Annotated in this window: 19 protein-coding genes; 13 read left to right on the top strand and 6 right to left on the bottom strand. The window is 59.7% G+C overall.

The features are described from left to right. Positions 1–328 precede the first annotated feature (328 nt). Entirely contained in the window at positions 329–1,804 is a 1,476-nt protein-coding gene (locus tag ACZZ0G_RS18645) for an inorganic phosphate transporter (RefSeq protein WP_064119763.1), read from the top strand. A 1,003-nt stretch (positions 1,805–2,807) separates the two neighbouring features. Here ACZZ0G_RS18645 and ccoM read toward each other — a convergent pair. Continuing rightward, positions 2,808–2,921: a cytochrome c oxidase subunit CcoM gene (gene ccoM / locus ACZZ0G_RS18640; protein WP_003222396.1), complete on the bottom strand. Its 114-nt coding sequence runs from the start codon at positions 2,919–2,921 to the stop codon at positions 2,808–2,810. A gap of 145 nt (positions 2,922–3,066) precedes the next feature. After that, positions 3,067–3,228, bottom strand: a complete 162-nt coding sequence (locus tag ACZZ0G_RS18635; RefSeq protein WP_463557096.1) for a hypothetical protein — start codon at positions 3,226–3,228, stop codon at positions 3,067–3,069. A 182-nt stretch (positions 3,229–3,410) separates the two neighbouring features. Here ACZZ0G_RS18635 and ACZZ0G_RS18630 point away from each other — a divergent pair, with 182 nt between their 5' ends. The 3 genes from ACZZ0G_RS18630 (at position 3,411) to ACZZ0G_RS18620 (ending at position 6,045) form a co-directional block, all read left to right on the top strand. Further along, a complete protein-coding gene (locus ACZZ0G_RS18630; RefSeq protein WP_463557095.1) occupies positions 3,411–4,277 on the top strand; it encodes a LysR substrate-binding domain-containing protein in 867 nt (288 codons plus the stop codon). Between the two features lie 89 nt (positions 4,278–4,366). Beyond that, complete coding sequence (locus ACZZ0G_RS18625) at positions 4,367–4,837, top strand: RidA family protein (protein WP_141129658.1); 471 nt, start codon at positions 4,367–4,369, stop codon at positions 4,835–4,837. Further along, positions 4,834–6,045, top strand: a complete 1,212-nt coding sequence (locus tag ACZZ0G_RS18620; RefSeq protein WP_463557094.1) for an aminotransferase class V-fold PLP-dependent enzyme — start codon at positions 4,834–4,836, stop codon at positions 6,043–6,045. Before ACZZ0G_RS18625 ends, ACZZ0G_RS18620 begins: the two co-directional genes overlap by 4 nt. On the opposite strand, the gene ACZZ0G_RS18615 is transcribed toward ACZZ0G_RS18620, so the two are convergent. Continuing rightward, a complete protein-coding gene (locus tag ACZZ0G_RS18615; RefSeq protein ID WP_025110749.1) occupies positions 6,015–6,356 on the bottom strand; it encodes a hypothetical protein in 342 nt (113 codons plus the stop codon). The two genes, ACZZ0G_RS18620 and ACZZ0G_RS18615, sit on opposite strands and share 31 nt — an antisense overlap. Before the next feature lie 241 nt (positions 6,357–6,597). Between ACZZ0G_RS18615 and rapA the strand changes: the two genes are divergently transcribed. Beyond that, a complete protein-coding gene (rapA, locus tag ACZZ0G_RS18610) occupies positions 6,598–9,444 on the top strand; it encodes an RNA polymerase-associated protein RapA (protein ID WP_463557093.1) in 2,847 nt (948 codons plus the stop codon). Between the two features lie 180 nt (positions 9,445–9,624). Here rapA and ACZZ0G_RS18605 read toward each other — a convergent pair whose 3' ends face one another. After that, entirely contained in the window at positions 9,625–10,974 is a 1,350-nt protein-coding gene (locus ACZZ0G_RS18605) for a spinster family MFS transporter (RefSeq protein WP_463557092.1), read from the bottom strand. A 301-nt stretch (positions 10,975–11,275) separates the two neighbouring features. On the opposite strand from ACZZ0G_RS18605, the gene ACZZ0G_RS18600 reads away from it, so the two are divergent. Together ACZZ0G_RS18600 and ACZZ0G_RS18595 are read left to right on the top strand one after the other, a co-directional pair. Further along, a complete protein-coding gene (locus ACZZ0G_RS18600) occupies positions 11,276–11,644 on the top strand; it encodes a YkgJ family cysteine cluster protein (protein WP_007918504.1) in 369 nt (122 codons plus the stop codon). A 149-nt stretch (positions 11,645–11,793) separates the two neighbouring features. Further along, positions 11,794–14,076 (top strand): putative bifunctional diguanylate cyclase/phosphodiesterase, encoded by a 2,283-nt coding sequence (locus tag ACZZ0G_RS18595; protein WP_463557091.1) that lies wholly within the window; start codon positions 11,794–11,796, stop codon positions 14,074–14,076. Here the strand turns inward: ACZZ0G_RS18595 and ACZZ0G_RS18590 are convergent. Next, positions 13,967–14,863, bottom strand: coding sequence for an NAD(P)-dependent oxidoreductase (locus ACZZ0G_RS18590; RefSeq protein WP_463557090.1), 897 nt, complete (start codon positions 14,861–14,863; stop codon positions 13,967–13,969). The two genes, ACZZ0G_RS18595 and ACZZ0G_RS18590, sit on opposite strands and share 110 nt — an antisense overlap. A 197-nt stretch (positions 14,864–15,060) precedes the next feature. Between ACZZ0G_RS18590 and ACZZ0G_RS18585 the strand changes: the two genes are divergently transcribed. Then, the gene (locus ACZZ0G_RS18585; protein ID WP_463557089.1) at positions 15,061–17,259 is read left to right on the top strand and encodes a hypothetical protein; all 2,199 of its coding nucleotides are present in this window, start codon (positions 15,061–15,063) and stop codon (positions 17,257–17,259) included. 307 nt (positions 17,260–17,566) lie between these two features. Here ACZZ0G_RS18585 and ACZZ0G_RS18580 read toward each other — a convergent pair whose 3' ends face one another. Next, complete coding sequence (locus ACZZ0G_RS18580; protein ID WP_463557088.1) at positions 17,567–17,887, bottom strand: DUF2288 domain-containing protein; 321 nt, start codon at positions 17,885–17,887, stop codon at positions 17,567–17,569. Positions 17,888–18,239: 352 nt separating this feature from the next. Here ACZZ0G_RS18580 and ACZZ0G_RS18575 point away from each other — a divergent pair, with 352 nt between their 5' ends. The 5 genes from ACZZ0G_RS18575 (at position 18,240) to ACZZ0G_RS18555 (ending at position 23,241) form a co-directional block, all read left to right on the top strand. Then, the gene (locus tag ACZZ0G_RS18575; RefSeq protein WP_122845042.1) at positions 18,240–19,367 is read left to right on the top strand and encodes a branched-chain amino acid ABC transporter substrate-binding protein; all 1,128 of its coding nucleotides are present in this window, start codon (positions 18,240–18,242) and stop codon (positions 19,365–19,367) included. A gap of 231 nt (positions 19,368–19,598) precedes the next feature. Beyond that, positions 19,599–20,522, top strand: a complete 924-nt coding sequence (gene livH / locus ACZZ0G_RS18570) for a high-affinity branched-chain amino acid ABC transporter permease LivH (protein ID WP_116028816.1) — start codon at positions 19,599–19,601, stop codon at positions 20,520–20,522. Then, positions 20,519–21,775 (top strand): high-affinity branched-chain amino acid ABC transporter permease LivM, encoded by a 1,257-nt coding sequence (locus ACZZ0G_RS18565; RefSeq protein WP_064393061.1) that lies wholly within the window; start codon positions 20,519–20,521, stop codon positions 21,773–21,775. Before livH ends, ACZZ0G_RS18565 begins: the two co-directional genes overlap by 4 nt. Beyond that, positions 21,772–22,539 carry a high-affinity branched-chain amino acid ABC transporter ATP-binding protein LivG gene (livG, locus tag ACZZ0G_RS18560; RefSeq protein ID WP_463557087.1) on the top strand — a complete coding sequence of 256 codons (768 nt, stop codon included), beginning with the start codon at positions 21,772–21,774 and terminating at the stop codon, positions 22,537–22,539. The genes ACZZ0G_RS18565 and livG overlap by 4 nt, the downstream gene beginning before the upstream one ends. Then, complete coding sequence (locus tag ACZZ0G_RS18555; RefSeq protein ID WP_008082262.1) at positions 22,540–23,241, top strand: ABC transporter ATP-binding protein; 702 nt, start codon at positions 22,540–22,542, stop codon at positions 23,239–23,241. Positions 23,242–23,246 lie beyond the last annotated feature (5 nt).

Raw genomic sequence — 23,246 nt, 5'->3', positions numbered from 1 at the left:
AAGCGCGGTGGAACGACGATGCCTTGCGCGCCCGCTACCCGCGGGCAGCGGCCATCAACCGGTCTGGCTGACTGAGGACGGGCGTCCTACAGGTTTCACAGATATTTCAGACAAGCGTTTGAGCCCTCGATGCGCGGGTGAAACTGCCTGTAAAAAATGTCTTTAATCAATTAAATCAAAGACTTGAAAAACCCTGCACCACGCTAGGTTTTCATGTACTGCAACAAATTAAATCGAAGAAGTGTGTAACCGATGAGCAGGTAGGGGATCGATTTCCAGTCTTTTCTGGCATAATCGCGCCCCCTTACGACCGGGTCAGAAAACCTTCATGATCGATTTATTCAGCGGACTGGATGCTTGGGTGCTTGTGAGCCTCTTGCTCGCCCTGACGTTTGTCCTCGCCTTCGAGTTCATCAATGGATTTCATGACACCGCTAACGCGGTAGCCACTGTTATCTACACCAAAGCCATGCCGCCCCACCTGGCGGTGTTCTTTTCCGGTGTGTTCAATTTCCTCGGCGTGCTGCTGGGCGGCGTTGGCGTGGCGTATGCCATTGTCCATTTGCTGCCGGTTGAACTGCTGATCAATGTGAACACCGGCCATGGTCTGGCGATGGTGTTCTCGTTGCTCGCCGCGGCAATCGCCTGGAATTTGGGCACCTGGTACTTCGGTATCCCGGCGTCCAGCTCGCACACCTTGATCGGCTCGATCCTCGGTGTCGGCCTGGCCAACGCCCTGATCAACGATATTCCGTTGGCCGACGGCGTGAACTGGCAGAAAGCGATCGACATCGGCGCCTCGCTGGTGTTCTCGCCAATGGCCGGCTTCCTGATCGCCGCGCTGATCCTGATCGGCCTGAAGTGGTGGCGCCCGCTGTCGAAGATGCACAAGACACCGGAGCAACGCCGCAAGATTGACGACAAGAAGCACCCACCGTTCTGGAACCGCTTGGTCCTGGTGATCTCGGCCATGGCCGTGAGCTTCGTGCACGGTTCCAACGATGGCCAGAAAGGCATCGGCCTGATCATGCTGGTGCTGATCGGTATCGTCCCGGCGCAGTTCGTCCTCGACCTGAACAGCACCACGTATCAGATCGAACGCACTCGCGATGCGACCTTGCACCTGAGCCAGTTCTACCAGCGCAACGCCGATTCGCTGGGTGAATTCCTGGCCTTGGGCAAAAGCGTGGAAGGCGACCTGCCGGAGAAGTTCCGCTGCAACCCGCAGCAGACCGAACCGACCATCAGCGCCCTGCTGCACACCCTCAAAGGTGTAGCGGACTACCACTCGCTGTCGTCCGATAGCCGCATCGAAGTGCGTCGTTACCTGCTCTGCCTGGACGACACCGCGAAGAAGGTTGGCAAACTGCCTGGCCTGGAAGCCCGTGAAAAGGCTGACCTCGACAAGCTGCGCAAAGACCTGACCACCACCACCGAGTACGCCCCGTTCTGGGTAATTCTGGCGGTCGCCCTGGCCCTGGGCCTGGGCACCATGGTTGGCTGGAAACGCGTGGTACTGACCATCGGCGAGAAGATCGGCAAGCAAGGCATGACCTACTCGCAGGGCATGTCGGCGCAGATCACGACTGCCAGTCTGATCGGCATGGCCAACATCTTCAGCCTGCCAGTGTCGACCACTCACGTTCTGTCTTCGGGCGTGGCGGGCACCATGGTCGCCAACAAAAGCGGCCTGCAGGGTGGCACGGTTCGTACCATTCTGTTGGCGTGGGTGTTGACCCTGCCGGCGACTGTTGCGCTGTCGGCTGGGTTGTTCTGGCTGGCGTCGAAGGCGTTGGGTAGTTGATAGATAGCGGCACATGAGAAAGGCGCGATTCGAGAGGATCGCGCCTTTTTTTGTGTTTGGGGGATTGGATTGGGGGCATATCCGTTGCTGCAGGGGCTGCCGCTGGCGGTTTCGCTCTTACAGCGAGTCCCTTTTTCAAACGCCAAAAAGGAACCAAAAGGCTTTGCCCCTGGCGTACGGCACTTCGCTTAGGCTCAGTGTTCCCTCGCTACGGTGTCCATCCGGGGGCATCGCCTACGGTTTGCTTCGCTGCACCTCCTCTCGATGTATGCGGCTTCGCCGCACGGCGCTGCGCGCCTACCCCCGGATGAACACCTCCGCTCGGCCTGCCGATGGGGCAAAAGATCAAAAGCCAAAGCCAAAGCCAGATCAAAAGCCACATCAAGAGCCCCTCACCCTAGCCCTCTCCCGGAGGGAGAGGGGACTGATTGCGTGGAATGGAAGAGGTACGCCGACTTGGGATACCGAGTCGAACTCAGATTTTGAAAAGCCCAAAAACCGGCTCCCTCTCCTCGGGGAGAGGGCTGGGGTGAGGGGTGAATCCAACACCGAACAAAAGCCGGCCGCATGCTCTTCCCCACTCAATAGGCCGAGTGTCAGCTCGCCTGCTCTTGATCTTGCTCCACGGGCGACGTCGGAAGGCTGAGTGGAGGGATTGATCCGGGCGTGGGAGCGCAGCGACCGTTTGGCGAAGCCAAACACAGCGAGAGGAGGTGCAGCGAAGCAAACCGTAGGCGCTGCGCCCGGATCGATCCCGGAGCGAAGGAACCCCGAGCCCCAGCGAGCGGGCCGCACGCAGGAGCAAGCCTTTTCGGTTACCTTTTCGGCGTTTGGAAAAGGTGACCCGCCGTCAGGGCGGAACCCTAAGCCGCCATCACCCAAAAAACGGATATACACACAAAACCACCAAAAGCCTGGTCGGCCCAAAGGCCGCCAAGACACAAAAAAAAGGGGCAACCGAAGTCGCCCCAAAATGCCTTGCGTGCTCATCAACCCAGAAGAATCACTTCTTGCGCTTATTCGCATCCTTCCAGATAAAAAATCCAAACCCTGCAAAAAACAGAACCATCAGCCCTACAGTCAGGACCCCGGCAAATACCACGTTATCGAAAAACATGACTGGCCTCCTGGCCCCTGCTCTGCTGCGATGGAACTAAGTTACCAAACACACAGGCGCACAAATTGACCGGGATCAATACCAGCAACGAAGGAGAGTAAAGGAGGGAAAATAACTGACCTGCATCAACGGATGCAGGAGGAGATCAACGCTTTTTCGGCTTGTTTTTTGACTTTTTCCTGGCTTTTCCCAGGGGCATAGCCTGCTCGAAGGCCTGACGCACTTCGTTCAGGCGCTTCTCGTTAAGGTCATGCACGCGCTTGGCGCGTTCAGCGCCGAGGTCAATCAGTTTGTCGTCTTGGCTCATGGCGTCATTACATCACTTGAATGAATCACAACTGCCACATCACCGGCAGGACTGCGCCAATAATGCCGCCTGACGCTGGCACTGACCAGCCATTGCCAGCGACGACAGGCAACAATTGATGTACCGAACAACAGTTTTGCCCGCAGAATCTGCGCTTTGCGCCAAACCCGAGGATGTTTGCCGTGCCTTTGCACCAGGATCTGCCACCGCTGATGGCCTTGCGCGTCTTTGAAGCCGTGGCCCGCCACTTGAGCTTCATCAAGGCCGCCGACGAGTTGTCGGTGACGCAAAGCGCGATCAGCCATCAGGTGCACAAACTCGAAGCATTTCTGGATCAGCGACTGTTTGTCCGGCGTACCCGCGCAATCGACCTGACACCCGCCGGCGCAGCCTACTATCGCCAGATCGAACCGGCACTCGCCGCCATCGCCGCCGCCAGCCGCGAATTGCGCGGCAATCAACGCACGACCTTGCGAATCGGCCTGCTGGCGTCGTTTGCCACCTTGTGGCTGGCCTCGCGACTCAGCGACTTCCGGGCCAGACACCCCGACATCCATGTCGAACTGATACCCGCCGTGCAGTTGGCCGACGTCAAGGGTGGCGAAGTCGATTTGGCCATTCGTTACGGCAAGGGCCGTTGGCCGGACGTACAGGCCCGACGCTTCATGACCGAAACGCTGACACCGGTGTGCAGCCCGGCCTTCAAGCGAACGGGTGTGCAAAACGGTCCCCTGTTGATGGCCAAATCGCTGCAACCGTTCGAATGGACTGACTGGAGCCAGCACAGCGGCATCGATCTGGCTCAGGTACCGAGCGTCATGCTGCATGACTACAACATCGTGGTCGAATCAGCCGTCGCCGGTCAGGGCATCGCCATGGGACGGCAATGCCTGATCGCTCGCCGTCTCAAGGAAGGCTCCTTGGTGCCGGCCTTTGATACCACGCCTCTACGGGGTGACATCGGCTATTGGCTGGTGACGCCGGAGCGGCCCTTGTCCGCGCCGGCCGCGTGTTTCAGCCAATGGCTGGATGAAGCCGCCGACGCATGAGCCATTTCGATTCATCGGATTAAATCTATCCGTTTGTCGCCCTCCCCTCGTTTCAACATGCTGAGGCCCTTCATTCAGGAGGTCTCAACATGAGCGAATCTCTGCGCGAGCGTATCGAACAACTCGGCCTGCACCTGCCAACACCGAGCCAGCCCATCGCCAACTATATCAACCACGTTGTCAGTCAGAACCAGTTGTTCATCTCAGGACAGATTCCGTTGCTGGATGGCAAACCTGCATTCATCGGGCGGCTCGGTGAAGCCATCAGCGAAGCAGAGGGGATCAACGCTGCCGAACTTGCCGCACTGGGTTTGCTTGCCCAACTGAGCGATGCCCTGGGCGATGACCTATCGAAACTGGTGAGAATTATCCGCCTCGGTGTTTTTATCGCCGCCACGCCCCAATTCCAGCGTCAGGGCGCGGTCGCCAATGGCGCTTCCAACCTGCTGGTCAACGCGCTGGGCGACAAGGGCCGGCATGTCCGCACCGCCGTCGGCGTCGCCAGCCTGCCCAGCGGAGTCGCGGTAGAGCTCGACGCGATTTTCGAGCTCAAGCCGTGAACAGCGAGGACGTCGAACACCTGCGGGCAGCCACACCAGGCTGCGCGCGGATCATTCACTTCAACCACGCCGGCTCTTCATTGCCAAGTCAGGCCACCCTCGATGCGATAATCGAGCAGTTGCAACGCGAAGCACTGGGCGGGCCGATGGAGGCCGCCGATCTGCAGATTCAGCAACGGGCGCGCACCGCGGCCGCGCAAATGCTGAATACCGAACCCGAGAGCATCGCCTTCGCCAGCAGCGGCTCGGCAGCATGGAGTCAGGCATTCAATGCGCTGGGGTCCTGGCAAGCGGGTGAGCGGATTCTGGTCGGGCGCCATGAGTGGGCCGGCAATCTGGCGTGCATCGCTGAAGCGGTGAAGGCCGGGGCACGTCTGGACGTCATTCCCTGTGACGCCCACGGTGCAGTCGATCCGCAGGCACTGGCGCAGATGATTGACCACAACGTGCGGCTGATCGCACTGACCTGGTTGCCCGCCAACGGTGGCCTGATCAATCCCGCCGCGCAGATTGGTCAGGTCGCGCAACGACACGGCATCCCCTACTTCGTCGATGCCGGCCAGGCCTTGGGGCAGTTACCTTGCGATGTTCAGGCCTTGCATTGCGATGTGCTCAAAGGCGCGGGACGCAAATACCTTCGAGGCCCGCGCGGCACCGCTGTGCTCTATGTGCGGCCGGGCTTCATGCAGCGTTTGCTGCCGGTGCAGCGCGACGTGCTGTCGGCGCCGTGGGACGGCCAGCGGTTTGCCTTGCGCGAGGATGCCCGGCGTTTCGAAACCAGTGAAGTGTCATTGGCGCTACTGGCCGGACTGGCCAATGCGCTGGAAGAACACAACCGCATCGGTGCGCAGGCCATACGCCGGCGAATCGAGCAGATGAGCCGCCCGCTGCGCCAACGCTTGCAGGACATTCGCGGATTGTCATTGCAGGATCTCGGCCGCGAGCGTCAGCAATCAGGGCTGATCGCCTTTACGCTTGAGGGCTGGGATTGTCTGGCCTTGAAACAGGCGCTGGCCATGCGAGGGATCAACATTGGCGCCAATGGTGTCGCCTACACCCCGCTGGACATGCAGGCGCGAGGGCTTCAGAACATTGCGCGGATCTCGCTGAGCTACCTGAACAGCGAGGCAGAAATCGACATATTACTGACAGCGCTGAGCGAACTGGCCGCCCAGCCTCAGATCTCGATATCCACCCACAAGCCCTGACGCGGTTGATCTTCCATCAGCGGCACCACCGGCACGGTGTTATCGGCGTTCAGCTCGGTACCGGGCACGGCCAGATGCTCTTCGGGATCTTCGTCGGCTTCGCGCCGACGACGATCACGCTCCTGCTGGCGGCGCTGTTCTTCGCGCGCCATCAGGCGATCCTCTTCCGGATCGCGCTTTTGCAGATCGATCGTGCTTTCGTTGGAGCTTTCCTGCACCGGCACCACCGGCGGAATATCCGGCCGCTGGCGGATCGGATCCTGCTGGGATGTGATCGGCACAGCGCTCAGGGGGAGCATCGGTGGCAACATATAAAGGGTCTCCTGTCAGCAGGCTATCGGCTGCGGCAAAGGCGCCTTGAGCCGTCGGTCGCAAACTTGTGACCGGGTTAACACTCACCGGTGCCCTGTTCTCTCGTAAAACCGACGCATGACCGCCGCCTGCTTCGACTTGCAGCTTGCAGCTAAAAGCTCGCAACTGCTGCTAATCCTTTGGCCTCGAGCCCTCATTCCGTTAAGATAGCCCGCTTTTTCAAGGTGGGAGTCAGGCAGCATGGCGCAGCAGTATCAACCGGGGCAACGCTGGATCAGTGACAGCGAAGCAGAGCTTGGTTTAGGCACCGTTCTGGCACAGGACGGCCGCTTGTTGACCGTGCTTTACCCGGCCACTGGCGAAACCCGCCAGTACGCGCTACGGAATGCGCCCCTGACCCGCGTGCGGTTCTCGCCGGGTGACAGCATCACCCACTTCGAAGGCTGGAAGATGACCGTGCAGCAAGTCGACGATGTCGACGGGCTGATGGTCTATCACGGCCTCAATGGGCAGAACGAAGCCGTCACCCTGCCGGAAACCCAGCTGTCGAACTTCATCCAGTTCCGTCTCGCCAGCGACCGTCTGTTCGCCGGGCAGATCGACCCGCTGGCGTGGTTCTCGCTGCGTTACAACACCCTCGAACACACCAGCCGCCAGTTGCAATCTTCGCTCTGGGGCCTGGGTGGCGTGCGTGCGCAGCCGATTGCGCACCAATTGCACATCGCCCGTGAAGTCGCCGACCGTATCGCGCCGCGCGTTCTGCTGGCGGACGAAGTGGGTCTGGGTAAAACCATCGAAGCCGGTCTGGTGATCCATCGCCAACTGCTTTCGGGCCGCGCCAACCGCGTGCTGATCCTCGTCCCGGAAAACCTCCAGCACCAGTGGCTGGTGGAGATGCGCCGCCGCTTCAACCTGCAAGTCGCGCTGTTCGACGAAGAACGCTTTATCGAAAGCGATGCCACCAACCCGTTCGAAGACACCCAACTGGCGCTGGTTGCGCTGGAGTGGCTGGTCGACGACGAGAAGGCCCAGGACGCACTGTTCGCTGCCGGCTGGGATCTGTTGGTAGTCGACGAGGCGCACCACTTGGTCTGGCACGAAGAGAAAGCCAGCCCGGAATACTCGCTGGTCGAGCAACTCGCCGAAGTCATCCCGGGCGTGCTGCTGCTCACCGCCACCCCGGAACAACTCGGTCAGGACAGCCACTTCGCCCGACTGCGCCTGCTTGATCCGAACCGTTTCCATGACCTGGCTGCATTCCGCGCCGAGAGCGACAACTATCGCCCGGTGGCCGAAGCCGTTCAGGAACTGCTCGACAAGGGCCGTCTCTCGGCCAAAGCGCACAAAACCATTCAGGGTTTCCTCGGCAACGAAGGCGAAGCCCTGCTGACCGCGGTCAACGACGGTGACACCGAAGCCAGCGCGCGCCTCGTGCGTGAACTGCTCGACCGCCACGGCACCGGCCGCGTGCTGTTCCGTAACACCCGCGCCGCCGTGCAGGGTTTCCCGGAGCGCAAACTGCACCCGTACCCGCTGCCGTGCCCGGACGAATACCTCGAACTGCCGCTGGGCGAACACGCCGAGCTGTACCCTGAAGTCAGCTTCCAGGCGCAGCCGGACGCCAGCGAAGAAGAGCGTTGGTGGAAATTCGACCCGCGCGTCGAATGGCTGATCGATCAGCTGAAAATGCTCAAGCGCACCAAAGTGCTGGTGATCTGCGCCCACGCTGAAACCGCGATGGACCTGGAAGACGCCCTGCGCGTACGTTCCGGCATTCCGGCCACGGTGTTCCACGAAGGCATGAACATCCTTGAACGTGACCGCGCCGCCGCCTACTTCGCCGATGAAGAGTTTGGCGCGCAAGTGCTGATCTGCTCGGAAATCGGCAGTGAAGGCCGCAACTTCCAGTTCGCTCACCACCTGGTGCTGTTCGATCTGCCGTCGCACCCGGACCTGCTCGAGCAGCGTATCGGTCGTCTCGACCGGATCGGCCAGAAACACATCATCGAACTGCACGTGCCGTACCTGGAAACCAGCCCGCAACAGCGCCTGTTCCAGTGGTACCACGAAGCACTGAACGCGTTCCTCAACACCTGCCCGACCGGCAACGCCTTGCAGCATCAGTTCGGCCCGCGCCTGCTGCCGCTGCTCGAAGAAGCCGACGACAGCGAGTGGCAAGCGCTGATCGACGAAGCACGCACCGAGCGCGAACGTCTGGAAGCCGAGCTGCACACCGGTCGCGACCGTCTGCTGGAACTCAACTCCGGCGGTGCTGGCGAAGGTGAAGCGCTGGTCGAGGACATCCTCGAGCAAGACGATCAGTTCGCCCTGCCGATCTACATGGAAACCCTGTTCGACGCGTTTGGCATCGACAGCGAAGACCATTCGGAAAACGCCCTGATCCTCAAGCCGAGCGAGAAGATGCTCGACGCCAGCTTCCCGCTGGGCGACGACGAAGGCGTGACCATCACCTACGACCGCAATCAGGCGCTGTCGCGCGAAGACATGCAGTTCATCACCTGGGAACACCCGATGGTGCAGGGCGGCATGGACCTGGTGCTGTCCGGTTCGATGGGCAACACCGCCGTCGCGCTGATCAAGAACAAGGCGTTGAAGCCGGGCACCGTGCTGCTGGAACTGCTCTACGTCAGCGAAGTGGTCGCCCCGCGTTCGCTGCAACTGGGCCGTTACCTGCCGCCGGCCGCCCTGCGCTGCCTGCTCGATGCCAACGGCAACGACCTGTCGCCACGGGTCTCGTTTGAAACGCTGAACGATCAGCTGGAAAGCGTGCCGCGCGCCAGCGCCAACAAGTTCATCCAGGCCCAGCGCGATCAGCTGACGCCACGGATCAACGCCGGTGAAGACAAGATCGCCCCGCGTCACGCCGAGCGCGTGGCCGAGGCCCGTCGCCGTCTGGCGGCCGACACCGACGAAGAACTGGTGCGCCTGACCGCGTTGCAAGCGGTCAACCCGACCGTGCGTGACAGCGAACTGGATGCGTTGCGCCAACAGCGTGAGCAGGGTCTGGCGATGCTGGATAAAGCGGCGTTGCGTCTGGAAGCGATTCGGGTGTTGGTAGCGGGCTAAACCGCCCTGCTCCACCGCTGAAAACAACAAGGCCCGCAGTGATGCGGGCCTTTTTTGTTTGCCGTAGATCGTTCCCACGCTCTGCGTAGGAATGCCTCAGGGGACGCTCCGCGTTCCAGCTCCGGAAAGGGACGCAGAGCGTCCCGGGCTGCGTTCCCACGCAGAGCGTGGGAACGATCATCATGCCGTCGCCACTGCAACCTCTGGCTCAACCACAGCAACCAACCCCTCCTTCATCCGCTGCGCATCCCGCACAAAACAACGCGCTGCCAGAAACAGAAACACCATCGTCAAGAACAGCGCCACCGGAATCAGGTACATCGCATCATGCAGCCCGACTGCCTTGAACGCCTCGGTCATCTGCTCAGCTCCCGCCGACAGCATCGCGGTGTGCGCAAAGTGATCGGACAATCCACCGACCACCACCGGCCCCAAACCACCGCCGAGCAAATACAACCCGGCGAAGAACAACGCCATCGCCGTCGCCCGCAGGCGCGGCTCGACCACGTCCTGAATCGCCGTGTAAACGCAGGTGTAGAAGTTGTAGGCAAACAACCAACCGACGCTGAACACCGCGACAAACACGCCAATCTCGATCCGCCCCGAATGCAGGGCCCACGCCGTGCACAGGGTCGAAATAATCAGGCTGAACGCCGCAAACAGCAGCCGCCCGTTGGCCACGCGCTGGTGAATCTTGTCGGCGATCCAGCCGCCCAGGGTCAACCCAACCAGCCCGGTCACGCCAACAATTATCCCGGTGGCCACCGCCGCTTCCTGCAACGGCATGAGGAAATAGCGCTGCAGCATCGGCACCAGAAACGAGTTGCAGGCGTAGGTAGCGAAGTTGAAGCACAACCCGGCCATCACCAGCCAGAGAAAGGTCGGCACCGCCAGAATCCGTCGGATCGGCTTGTCGACCTTTTCTTGCGAAACCTGCACGTTTTCCGCCGCGCCGCGCTTCGGCTCTTTGATAAAGAACATGAAAATCGCCAGCAGCAGACCCGGCACCGCTGCAATAAAGAACGGCGCGCGCCAGCTGTCGAACGCCTTCACCATCCAGCCAATGGTGAAGAACGCCAGCAACAGCCCCAACGGCAAACCCAGCATGAAGATGCCCATCGCCCGCGCCCGACGATGGGCCGGAAACAAATCACCAATCAGCGAGTTGGCCGCCGGCGCATAACTGGCTTCGCCGATGCCGATGCCCATGCGCACGATCAGGAAACTCCAGAAACTGCCGACCAGGCCGTTGACGGCAGTCAGCGCACTCCACGTTGCCAGGCCCCAGCCCATCAATTTGCTGCGCGAACCGGTATCGGCCATCCGCCCCAACGGCAGACCGGCAATGGCATAAACGATGGTAAACGCGGTGCCGACGATGCCCAGTTGAAAGTCACTGAGGTGCCATTCCATGCGGATCGGCTCGATGATGATCGCCGGAATGGTGCGGTCGAAGAAGTTGAACAGGTTAGCGAGGAACAGCAGGAACAGAATGCGCCAGGCATTCGCCGCTTGGGTCGAGTTCTGCATGGGTCCGTCTCTTTATTGTTATGGGGCTTCACTGCCAGCGCATCCGAGCCCGGAACCTGCAATCTAGTCAGCCCTGACAGGCCTGTCTGTGATTATTCGTCTGCCTGATATCGGGCCATGGCACTGTAACGAAACGTAAGCCCTTGAAAACGCTTGAATCCCCCGAAAACCGGGGCTTTTGCGGCAAAACCTTGCCACAAAAAAATAGTTTCGCGCCCCCCTTCCCAAGTCTGCGGCAAAGCCTAGAATGGCCGCCGGATCCGTCCGGATCTCCCGATCAATCCCTTTGATACCCTCGCCCATGTCTGAAGTCAGTCCGTGTCTGAATTGCGGTGCCTGCTGTTCCCATTTTCGCGTGTCTTTCTTTTGGGGTGAGTGCTCATCTTCCGGGGGCACGGTGCCTGATGAACTGGTCACACAGATCAGTCCCAGCCGGGTGGCGATGAACGGCACCGACTGCAAATCGCCGCGCTGCACGGCGCTGGTCGGCGAAGTCGGCAGCGAGGTGAAGTGCTCGATTTATGAATTGCGCTCCAGCCCCTGCCGTGAATTCGAGTCGTCATGGGAAAACGGCGAGCAGAATGTCGATTGCGACAAGGCCCGTGCGCGTTTCGGTTTGCCGCCCCTGCAACCGGACTGGGCGCAAATCCCTTTCGAACAGATCGCTTAAGCCTTTAGCGCCAATCGCTATGACGCTAATGCCGAAATCATTAGCGCCAATGTGCCACTACCCCTTGCGCAGCAAAAACCGCCTCTATACTCCTGACATTCGCCTGCGTTCATCACGCAGTCAGGACGACTTCAGTAATGGGGCATGCTATGGAGTGGCTTGGTTTGCAGTTTGTTACCGAGCTGCCGGAGAGCGGGCAGGTCATTTTAGATTGCACACATAATCCCTTGCTGGTGCTGGTCGCCTATCTGGTCGCCTGCGCCGCGAGTTTTGCCACTCTCGACATGGCCGAGCGGGTTGGCCACGCCGAAGATCTGCGCTCGCAGAGACTCTGGCGCTGGATCGGCGCGACGTGCCTGGCCGGCGGCATCTGGGCCATGCATTTTATCGGCATGCTGGCGTTTCAGGCGCCGATTGAAATCGGCTACGACCTGCCTATCACGCTGTTCTCCCTGCTGATCGCCCTCCTCGCTTCGTGGCTGGCCATGCATACGCTGAGCGAATCGCAGCCCAGCCTGGTGCTGTACCTGAAGACCGCCATCGTCATCGGTCTGGGCATCGCCGGCATGCATTACGTCGGCATGGCGGCGATGGAGTCGAGCGCCACGGCCTACTACCAACCAACGCTGTTCGTGCTGTCGATCGCCATTGCCATCGGCGCCAGTTTCGCCGCGCTGTGGGTGGCCGGCTATTTGCGTGAAGGCAGCGGTCTGGGTCATCAGATGCTCAAGTACAGCGCCGCACTGATTCTCGGCGCCGGTATTTTCAGCATGCATTTCACCGGGATGGCCGCGCTGAATCTGGTCTTGCCGGCAAACAGCTCGCCGTCTATAGCAGCCGAAACCAGCCACCTGCAATTGGGGCTCACGGTCGCGCTGATCATTTTGCTGATCCTTGGCAGTGCGATCAGCGCGGCGCTGGCCGACAAGAAACTGCAGAACAAGGAACACGACCTGCGCCGGGTCAACGCCCTGCTCGGTCAACTCGATCAGGCACGCATGTCGTTGCAGCAGGTGGCCAACTACGACGCATTGACCAACCTGATCAACCGCCGGGGCTTCAACCAGATCTTCGCCGAGAAGCTCAGCCAGAAGGCCAGTGAAGGCGGCATGCTCGCGGTGATGTTTCTCGACATCGACCACTTCAAACGCATCAACGACAGCCTCGGCCATGACGCCGGTGACGAACTGCTCAAAGTCATCGCACAGCACATCAAAGGCTCGGTGCGCAGCCATGAAGACGTGGTCGCGCGTTTCGGCGGCGACGAGTTCTGCATCCTGATCGGCCTGCGTGACCGCGAAGAAGCGCGCACCATGGCGCAACGCATCATGCTGAAAATGAAGGAGCCGATCGAACTGGCCGGGCGCCGCATGGTGATGACCACCAGCATCGGCATCAGCCTGTTTCCGGAGGACGGCACCACCTGCGAGGAACTGCTCAAGCATGCCGATCTGGCGCTCTATCAATCCAAGGGAGCGGGACGCAACGGCCTGCATTTTTTCAGTTCCAACCTCAAGACCCGCGCCAGCTTCGAACTGCAACTGGAAGAAGAACTGCGCCATGCCCTGCGTGAAGAAAACGGTCTGACCCTCTATTACCAACCGATCTTCGAACTGAAAACCGGCCGCGTCACCAAACTGGAAGCGCTGATCCGCTGGCAGCATCCGCTGCATGGCTTGCTGACCCCGGATCGTTTTATCAGCATCGCCGAAAACAACGGCCTGATCGCCGAACTGGACAATTGGGTGCTGCGCCGGGCCTGCAAGGATCTGGGTGAACTGTCACGACATGGCTGCGAAGAACTGAAAATTGCCTGGAACTGCTCACCGCTCAACCTCGCCCGTGAAGAGCTCGCCATTGAAATCGAACAGGCATTGCACAGCGCCGGGGTCGCGCCGGAACGGCTGGAACTGGAAGTGACCGAAAACGCACTGATGGGCAACATCGCCAACACCTTGGTGCTGCTGCGGCAGATCCGTGCGCTCGGTGTGTCGTTATCGATCGACGACTTCGGCACTGGCTATTCGTCGCTGGCCTACCTCAAGCGCCTGCCGCTCAACACCTTGAAAATCGACCGTTCGTTCATCCTCGACATTCCCACGGCGACCGCCGACATGGAGATCGTCCAGGCGATCATCGTCATGGCCCACACCCTGCATTTGCAAGTGGTCACCGAAGGCGTCGAAAGCCTCGAACAGTACGAATTCCTTGAGCGCTCGGGCTGCGATTTCATTCAGGGTTACCTGCTCAGCCGCCCGGTGCCGCTGGACGAGCTGCGCCCGGTGCTGGAAGAAATCAATCAGCGCAAACATTCACATGCGGTCAATCCGTTGATTCTGGCGCGCGGTACATTTGCACCAGTGTCGCTGGATCCTGCGCCAAATAGCCTTGCGCCCCATGCAGGCGCATCAGTTGTGCGGCCAATCCGCTGATCGGCGTCGCCGAACCCTGTTCGCGGGAGAATTTCACGGCGGTGTCGAGATCCTTGAGCAGCGTGCGCACGTGCCATTTGATCGGTTCGAAACGGCTTTCAGCCATTTGCGGGGCGAGGATCTGCAAGGGTTTGGAATCGGCAAAACCGCCGGCCAGCGCTTCGGCAATCAGGCTGGCATCGACCCCGGCCTGTTCGGCCAGCGCCACTACTTCGGCAATCACCAGCGCATTGCAGGCGACGATCATCTGGTTGCAGGCCTTGGTCACCTGCCCGGCACCGATGCCGCCCATGTGCGTGACGCGCTGACCGAGATTGAGCAATACCGGGCGCACACGCTCCAGATTTGCCGCATCGCCACCGACCATGATCGCCAGACTACCCGCCTCGGCACCGACCACGCCGCCGGACACCGGTGAATCCAGCCAGACCATGCCGGTTGTATCCGCCAGCGTCGCCGCCATTTCCCGCGTTGCAGTCGGTTCAAGGCTGGAAAAGTCCACCAGCAACTGGCCGCCTTTCGCCCCTTCGGCGATGCCGCCAGCGCCAAAAACCACCTCGCGCACCACCGCCGTATCGGCCAGACACAACATCACCACGTCGGCGTGCTCGCACAATTCAGCCGGGCTGGCCACCTGCCGGGCACCGGCCTCGACCAGTGGCGCGCACTTGGCCGGGTTGCGATTCCATACGGTCAGCGGGTAACCCGCCGCCAACAGACGCCGGCACATGGGCAGGCCCATCAGACCGATTCCGGCGAACCCCAACGAAGGTAGCGTTGACATCATTTTGCCTCTTTTCGATTAAAGATCGCCGAATAATGGCCGATTCATCAACGATCAGGAAAGGATTCCCCCCAGCGACAGTCAGGCCAAGTCCCTGACGCTCGGGCTCAATTCGCGCACATAAAAGACGCGAGATCTTATTCCGTGAGGTTCGCAGGCAACTGGCCAGCGAGCCAACCAGTCCAGGTATATGGCGCACAATGACTTCTAAAAACAATCCCGCCACTGCGGTATCCGATCTGACTTTGAGCCCCGCCGCCAACAGCCCGTCATCGTCGAAACCATTGGTCCCGTCGCGCCCGCTGTCGACCCAGCAATACCTGTACTTCACCGAAACCAACACCGATCGCATCCTCGACAACCTCGACGGTCTGCGTGATCTGGTGTTCCCGCGCCCACCGCACCTGGAAGGCGATAACGAACAGCACAACGACCAGGAATTCCCATCGGTGTGCCTGATCGGCCTCGGTCGTTGCGGCTCGAACATCGCCCTCGACGTGGCGGAGTTGGTGTACAACGCGCGCAAGTTCTACCTCAACGAATTCAACAACGAAGACCGCGCGGCGGACCGCCGATTGGCCGACAAGGGCTACAGCCCGGCACAGTGGATCAAGCAAAACCTGCGCATCGGCCCGAACAAATCGACCAAACCGGTGTTTCTGGTCGAACCGCTGGTGATGCTCGGTGACCTCGACAAGGACATCGCCGGGCGCATCCGTTTCTCGCGCAAGGGCGAGAAAAGCGGCTTCCTGCGCGACTACAGCAAAATGAAGATCATGGACTTGTCCGAAGTCCACGCCGGTGGCGCCGGTAACGCGCCGATCCTCGGCCAGTACCTGGCGAAGATCATCCTCAACAAGGACACCCAGCGCTTCTCCAGCCCTGACTGGAAAATGATCCACTCGTACCTGATCGACAGCTGCGGCATCAAGGCCAACCAGTCGCGCCTGTATTTCTCGATCTTCAGTGCCGGCGGCGGTACCGGTTCGGGCATGGCTTCGGAATTCGGTCTGGCCCAGCAGCACTCGTATATGAACAAGACGTTCGACACCAAGCCGATGGACGAGCATGACGGCAAAAGCGGTCATTCGTTCGTGTTCGAACCGATCTTCACCAGCGGCATCTGCGTACTGCCGAACATTTCCGACCACCGCAGCGAAATGTCCGAGGCGCTGCACATCAACGCCGGTCGCCTGCTGTGCAAATACCTCTCGGAAGAATGGGACTTCTCCTACAACTTCGCCAACGAAGACAGCAGCGAAGCCAGCGTCATGGGGCGTATCCGCCCATGGAACGCGATGATGCTGATCTCCAACGACATCATGCGTTACGCCGAAGAGAGCGATGACGGCAACATCCAGAACATTGATGTCAATGCGATGGAAAAGCACGCCAACCAGTACATCTCGCAGCAGATCTTCAACATTCTGACCGCGCAGGCAGTTACCACGGACTACGACCAGAACTATTTCCGCCGTGCCGGCATCGACATTGGCGAAACCATTCGCCTCGACGCCAACGACCTGTTCATGAGCCTGGCCGGCCCGGTGGCGATTGCCTACGCCGAATCGGTGGTGCCGGAAACGCCGCCGCCGAGCAGCGACAAATTCAAGGTGTTCGATAAAGAGCCTCAGCGCCTGAACATCGACGACCTGTTCTTCCGCTCGATCGACCTGCCGCACTTCAACAAAGTGACGCAGGCGATCGAAGGCATCAGCCTGTTGCCGATCGAGTCCAAGCGTTATCGCGCGTCGCTTGAGCAGTACAAGAATTCCGGTTACGACGCTGCGGCACTGCACGACCTGCACTTCTTCAAGAACTGCTCGTCGGTGGTCTCGATTGTCTCGCTGCCGAAAGACTACAAGCTGTCGTACATGGACCTGAACCGGTTGAAGACCCACCTCAACAGCCTGTTCCCCAACACCACGCTCAAGCGTTACGCGCTGGTGATCGGTGCCTCGGCCAACCTGTCGCTGACCACGTTGATCGCGAAGAGCCCGTGCCTGTCGGACGACTTCCTGACTTTGATCGTGGCGTTTATCAAGCGCTGCTTCGCGAAGAACCCGTACCGTTTCGACGAGACCCTGGACAACTCGATCCTCGACTTCATCATCAATGAAGAATTCGACGAAGACCGTATCGACGACCTGCTCAACGAATTCGAAAACCCGGCGAAGATCCTCGATACCAACTGGTACGCAATCAAGCCGATGTACGAGAAGAAGTACCGCGAGCTGATCAACGACAAAGAGAAGTTTGTCTCGATCAACGACATTCGCCTGTCGCGTGATTGCGTGAAGAAGTCGATCAAGTACCTGCGTGAGATCTATCGTCACCGGATTGGCAAGACCAAGGTTATTTCCCTGAATAACCATACCGGCAAGTCGTTCTCGGTCTGATCTGAGACCGAGTCGCCCCCTTCGCGAGCAGGCTCGCTCCCACGATCGTTCCCACGCTCTGCGTGGGAATGCCGCCCGGGACGCTCTGCGTCCCAATGCGGACGCAGAGCGTCCATTGATGCATTCCCACGCGGAGCGTGGGAACGATCATATCCAGAAACAATTAAGCAGCCGTTAGGCTGCTCACTAAACTGTTCCCGTTACGTTTACGTCACCGTGATGCCACCCGCGCTTGTGGTGTTTCTCTACGGCAACGTGCCATCACGCTACTCCGCTACACACTTTTCGCTGACGGCCGTACGCACCATCAAGGTGCGACGTCGGAAGTGGCTGCCCTTTCCTGGATCAGAATCCACGGCGAAACCACCACCGCCCACAACGCCGGATCACGTTCGAAAATATCCAGCGCCCGCGTTTCAGACAGCTTGGCGACTTTGTCTTCGGCCAGCCAGGCGGCGACTTTCTCGCCCTCATCCGAGGCCACAGCCTCGGCGGCAGCAATCAAATCAAGCATAGGGTCGACCCACAATAGGGCACCCTTGGCGAAGAACGGCTCCAACTCTTTCCAGGTAATAGATGCGGTTTCACCAAGCAGCTTGGCATAGAGGGTGCTAGGTTCTTGATTCATGGGTGCTGTCCGGAAAAGAAATCGACGCGAATGATAACGTTGGTGGTCCGTCAGCAAAACCCGGTTGCAAAAGGCTGCACCGAACGAAAAGAGCAGGAACGCCAAGGAATGCTGCAGATTGGGATATATGCCCGCTAACGCCCCGCCGCGATTCTGTCTTTTTCATTCAAAAATGCGACACCCCCAGGTTTTGCCCCTCGGCGCCCGCTTCCCAGGCTGACAACCGGCGCTCTACACTGTACCGGTACAGTTGCCGGGGGCATTTCCGGAGGGTATCGCAAAGATATCTGACCCGGTTCTGCTGCTACGGCGCCAGAACTCAAAAAAATTACAACAGTAAGAGTGGAGCACTATGACTAAGGCTACTAAGCAGATTTCCAAACTGTTTGCCGCTATGGTTCTGGCCGGGGTTGCCAGCCATTCGTTCGCAGCTGACACCATCAAAATCGGTATCGCCGGTCCTAAAACCGGTCCAGTAGCCCAGTACGGCGACATGCAGTTCAGTGGCGCAAAAATGGCCATTGAGCAAATCAACGCCAAGGGCGGCGTCGACGGCAAGAAACTCGAAGCCGTTGAATACGACGATGCCTGCGATCCGAAACAAGCGGTAGCCGTTGCGAACAAGGTCGTCAACGACGGCGTCAAGTTCGTGGTCGGTCACCTGTGCTCCAGCTCCACTCAACCGGCTTCGGACATCTACGAAGACGAAGGCGTGATCATGATCACTCCGGCTGCCACTAGCCCGGACATCACCGCCCGTGGTTACAAAATGGTCTTCCGCACCATCGGTCTGGACAGCGCCCAGGGCCCTGCCGCCGGTAACTACATTGCCGATCACGTGAAACCGAAAATCGTCGGCGTGCTGCACGACAAGCAACAGTACGGTGAAGGCATCGCCACCGCGGTGAAATCGACCCTCGAGAAGAAAGGCACCAAGGTTGCCGTGTTCGAAGGCGTCAACGCCGGCGACAAAGACTTCTCCGCCATCATCGCCAAGCTCAAGCAAGCCAACGTCGATTTCGTCTACTACGGCGGCTACCACCCAGAGCTGGGTCTGATCCTGCGTCAAGCTCAGGAAAAAGGCCTGAAAGCCAAGTTCATGGGTCCGGAAGGCGTGGGTAACGACTCGATCACCCAGATCGCCAAGGATGCGTCCGAAGGCCTGCTGGTGACCCTGCCGAAATCCTTCGACCAGGATCCGGCCAACATCGCCCTCGCCGATGCGTTCAAAGCGAAGAAAGAAGATCCAAGCGGTCCATTCGTGTTCCCGTCCTACTCGGCGGTTGAAGTGATTGCCGAAGGCATCAAGGCAGCCAAGTCCGAAGACGCGGCCAAAGTGGCTGAAGCCATTCACGCCGGGACTTTCAAGACTCCGACTGGCGACCTGAGCTTCGACGCCAAGGGCGACCTGAAAGACTTCAAATTCGTGGTCTACGAGTGGCACAACGGCAAGCCTAAAACTGAAGTATCGCCTCAGTAAGGCGTTGCCTGACTGACTGCCAATAAAGCCCACGGCGTGCCGTGGGCTTTGTTTTACGAATGTAATGGGCCGCGCTGGCGTGATCCGCCAGTCTCCCCACCTGAAAATCTCAAAACCGTCATCAGCGGTTCGCTGGCAAAACCCGGATTCGAAGTGGATAAAGATCCACGGGGCCGGGCGGGAAAATGACTCCACCAGTGAAATGCGTATCAGGTTTTTAGGAGCGCTGTAATGCCTGACATCTATCACTTCTTCCAACAGCTGGTTAACGGCCTGAACGTTGGCAGCATGTATGCCTTGATCGCCATCGGCTACACGATGGTCTACGGCATCATTGGAATGATCAACTTCGCCCACGGCGAGGTGTACATGATCGGCTCCTACGTGGCGTTCATCGCCATTGCCGGGCTGACCATGATGGGACTCGACAGTGTCCCGCTGTTGATGACCGCAGCGTTTATCGCCAGCATCGTCGTCACCAGTTCCTACGGTTACAGCATCGAACGGATCGCCTACCGCCCCCTGCGCGGCAGCAACCGTCTGATCCCGCTGATTTCCGCGATCGGTATGTCGATCTTCCTGCAGAACACGGTTCTGCTGGCGCAAGACTCCAAGGACAAAGCTATCCCCAACCTGATTCCGGGCAACCTTGCCTTCGGCCCAGGTGGCGCACAAGAAGTGCTGATTTCCTACATGCAAATCGTGGTGTTCGTGGTGACAGTGATCGCCATGCTCGGCCTGACGCTGTTCATCTCCCGCTCTCGCTTGGGTCGCGCCTGCCGCGCCTGCGCCGAAGACATCAAGATGGCCAATCTGCTCGGCATCAACACCAACAACATCATCGCCCTGACCTTCGTCATTGGTGCCGCGCTGGCAGCCGTTGCGGCTGTGCTGCTGAGCATGCAATACGGGGTGATCAACCCGAACGCCGGTTTCCTCGTCGGCCTCAAAGCCTTCACCGCAGCGGTACTCGGCGGTATCGGCAGCATCCCTGGCGCCATGCTCGGCGGCTTGGTGCTTGGGGTGGCGGAAGCGTTTGGCGCCGATATCTTCGGCGACCAGTACAAGGACGTCGTGGCTTTCGGCTTGTTGGTTCTGGTGCTGTTGTTCCGTCCGACCGGCATTCTGGGCCGTCCGGAGGTTGAGAAAGTATGACTAGGAATCTTAAACAGGCGCTGTTCAGCGCTTTGCTGGTGTGGGCCGTGGCCTACCCGGTACTCGGTCTGAAACTGACCATCGTCGGCATCAACCTGGAAGTGCACAACACCAGCCCGACCGTGCTGGCGACCATCGCCATCTGTTCGGTGCTGATGTTCCTGCGCGTGCTGTTCAACCAGCAGATCAGCAAAGCCTGGCGTTCGTCGCCGGGCTTGCCGCTGATCCCGGCCAAGGCGAGCAACTTCCTCACCCTGCCAACCACCCAGCGCTATTTCATCATTGCGCTGATCCTGGTGGCGCTGGTGTGGCCGTTCTTCGGCTCCCGTGGCGCGGTGGACATCGCGACGCTGATCCTGATCTACGTGATGCTCGGCCTCGGTCTGAACATCGTCGTCGGTCTGGCCGGTCTGCTTGACCTCGGCTATGTCGGTTTCTACGCCGTCGGCGCCTACAGCTACGCGCTGCTGTCGCACTACTACGGCTTGAGCTTCTGGATCTGCCTGCCGATTGCCGGCCTGATGGCGGCGACGTTCGGCTTCCTGCTGGGCTTCCCGGTGTTGCGTTTGCGCGGTGACTATCTGGCGATCGTGACCCTCGGCTTCGGTGAGATCATCCGTCTGTTCCTGCGTAACCTGACCGACATCACCGGTGGCCCGAACGGCATCAGCAACATCGAGAAACCGACGTTCTTCGGTCTGACCTTCGAACGTAAAGCCGCAGAAGGCATGCAAACCTTCCACGAATACTTCGGCCTGCAATACAACTCGATCAACAAGGTGATCTTCCTTTACCTGGTTGCTCTGTTGCTAGCGCTGGCTGCGCTGTTCGTCATCAACCGCCTGCTGCGCATGCCGATCGGCCGTGCGTGGGAAGCGCTGCGTGAAGATGAAATCGCCTGCCGTGCACTGGGTCTGAATCCGACGATCATCAAGCTGTCCGCGTTCACCCTCGGCGCTGCATTTGCCGGTTTCGCCGGTAGCTTCTTCGCAGCGCGTCAGGGCCTGGTGACGCCGGAATCGTTCACCTTCATCGAGTCGGCAATCATCCTCGCCATTGTGGTGTTGGGTGGCATGGGCTCGCAGCTGGGTGTGATTCTTGCGGCCGTGGTGATGATCCTGTTGCCGGAAATGATGCGTGAGTTCAGCGAGTACCGCATGTTGATGTTCGGTGCCCTGATGGTGTTGATGATGATCTGGCGTCCACAAGGTCTGCTGCCGATGCAACGCCCACACATGGAGTTGCGAAAATGAGCCGCGAGATCTTGAAAGTTGAAAACCTGAGCATGCGCTTCGGCGGCTTGCTGGCGGTCAACGGCGTGGCCCTGACCGTCAAAGAGAAACAGGTGGTTGCACTGATCGGGCCGAACGGCGCGGGCAAGACCACCGTGTTCAACTGCCTGACCGGTTTCTACAAGCCATCTGGCGGCAGCATCCTGCTGGACGGCGAGCCGATTGAAGGCCTGCCGGGCCACAAGATCGCCCTCAAAGGCGTGGTGCGCACCTTCCAGAACGTGCGGTTGTTCAAGGACATGACGGCGGTCGAGAACCTGCTGATCGCCCAGCACCGTCACCTGAACACCAACTTCCTGTCCGGCCTGTTCAAGACCCCGGCGTTCCGCAAAAGCGAGCGCGAGGCCATGGAGTTTGCCGAGTACTGGCTGGAAAAGGTCAACCTCAAAGAGTTCGCCAACCGTACCGCCGGCACCCTGGCCTACGGTCAGCAACGGCGTCTGGAAATCGCTCGCTGCATGATGACCCGTCCGCGGATTCTCATGCTCGACGAACCGGCCGCCGGCCTGAACCCGAAGGAAACCGAAGACCTCAAGGCGCTGATCAGCGTGCTGCGTGAAGAGCACAACGTCACCGTGCTGCTGATCGAACACGACATGAAACTGGTCATGAGCATTTCCGACCACATCGTCGTGATCAACCAGGGCACGCCTCTGGCTGACGGCACGCCGGAACAGATCCGCGACAATCCTGAAGTGATCAAAGCCTACCTGGGGGAAGCGTAAATGCTGCAGTTCGAAAACGTTTCCACCTTCTACGGCAAGATCCAGGCCCTGCACAGCGTCAACGTCGAAGTCCGTCAGGGCGAAATCGTGACCCTGATCGGCGCCAACGGTGCCGGCAAGTCGACGCTGCTGATGACGCTTTGCGGTTCACCGCAGGCGCACAGCGGCAGCATCCGCTACATGGGTGAGGAACTGGTCGGCCAGGACTCGTCGCAGATCATGCGCAAGAGCATCGCGGTGGTGCCGGAAGGTCGTCGGGTGTTCGCCCGTCTGACCGTTGAAGAAAACCTCTCCATGGGCGGTTTCTTCACCGACAAGGGCGACTATCAGGAACAAATGGACAAGGTCCTCGGCCTGTTCCCGCGCCTGAAAGAACGCTTCAACCAGCGCGGCGGCACCATGTCCGGCGGCGAACAGCAAATGCTCGCCATCGGCCGTGCGTTGATGAGCAAGCCGAAACTGCTGCTGCTCGACGAGCCGTCGCTGGGCCTGGCACCGATCATCATCCAGCAGATTTTCGACATCATCGAAATGCTGCGCAAGGACGGTGTGACGGTGTTCCTGGTCGAGCAGAACGCCAACCAGGCGCTGAAAATCGCTGACCGGGCGTACGTTCTGGAGAACGGCCGCGTGGTCATGCAAGGCACCGGTGAAGCGCTGCTGACCGACCCGAAAGTACGCGAGGCATACCTCGGCGGTTGATGAGT

It is taken from the genome of Pseudomonas sp. AC169 (assembly GCF_979258515.1).
Note: the sequence above shows the minus strand (reverse complement) of the source record. Positions and strands in the feature narration are given on the sequence as shown.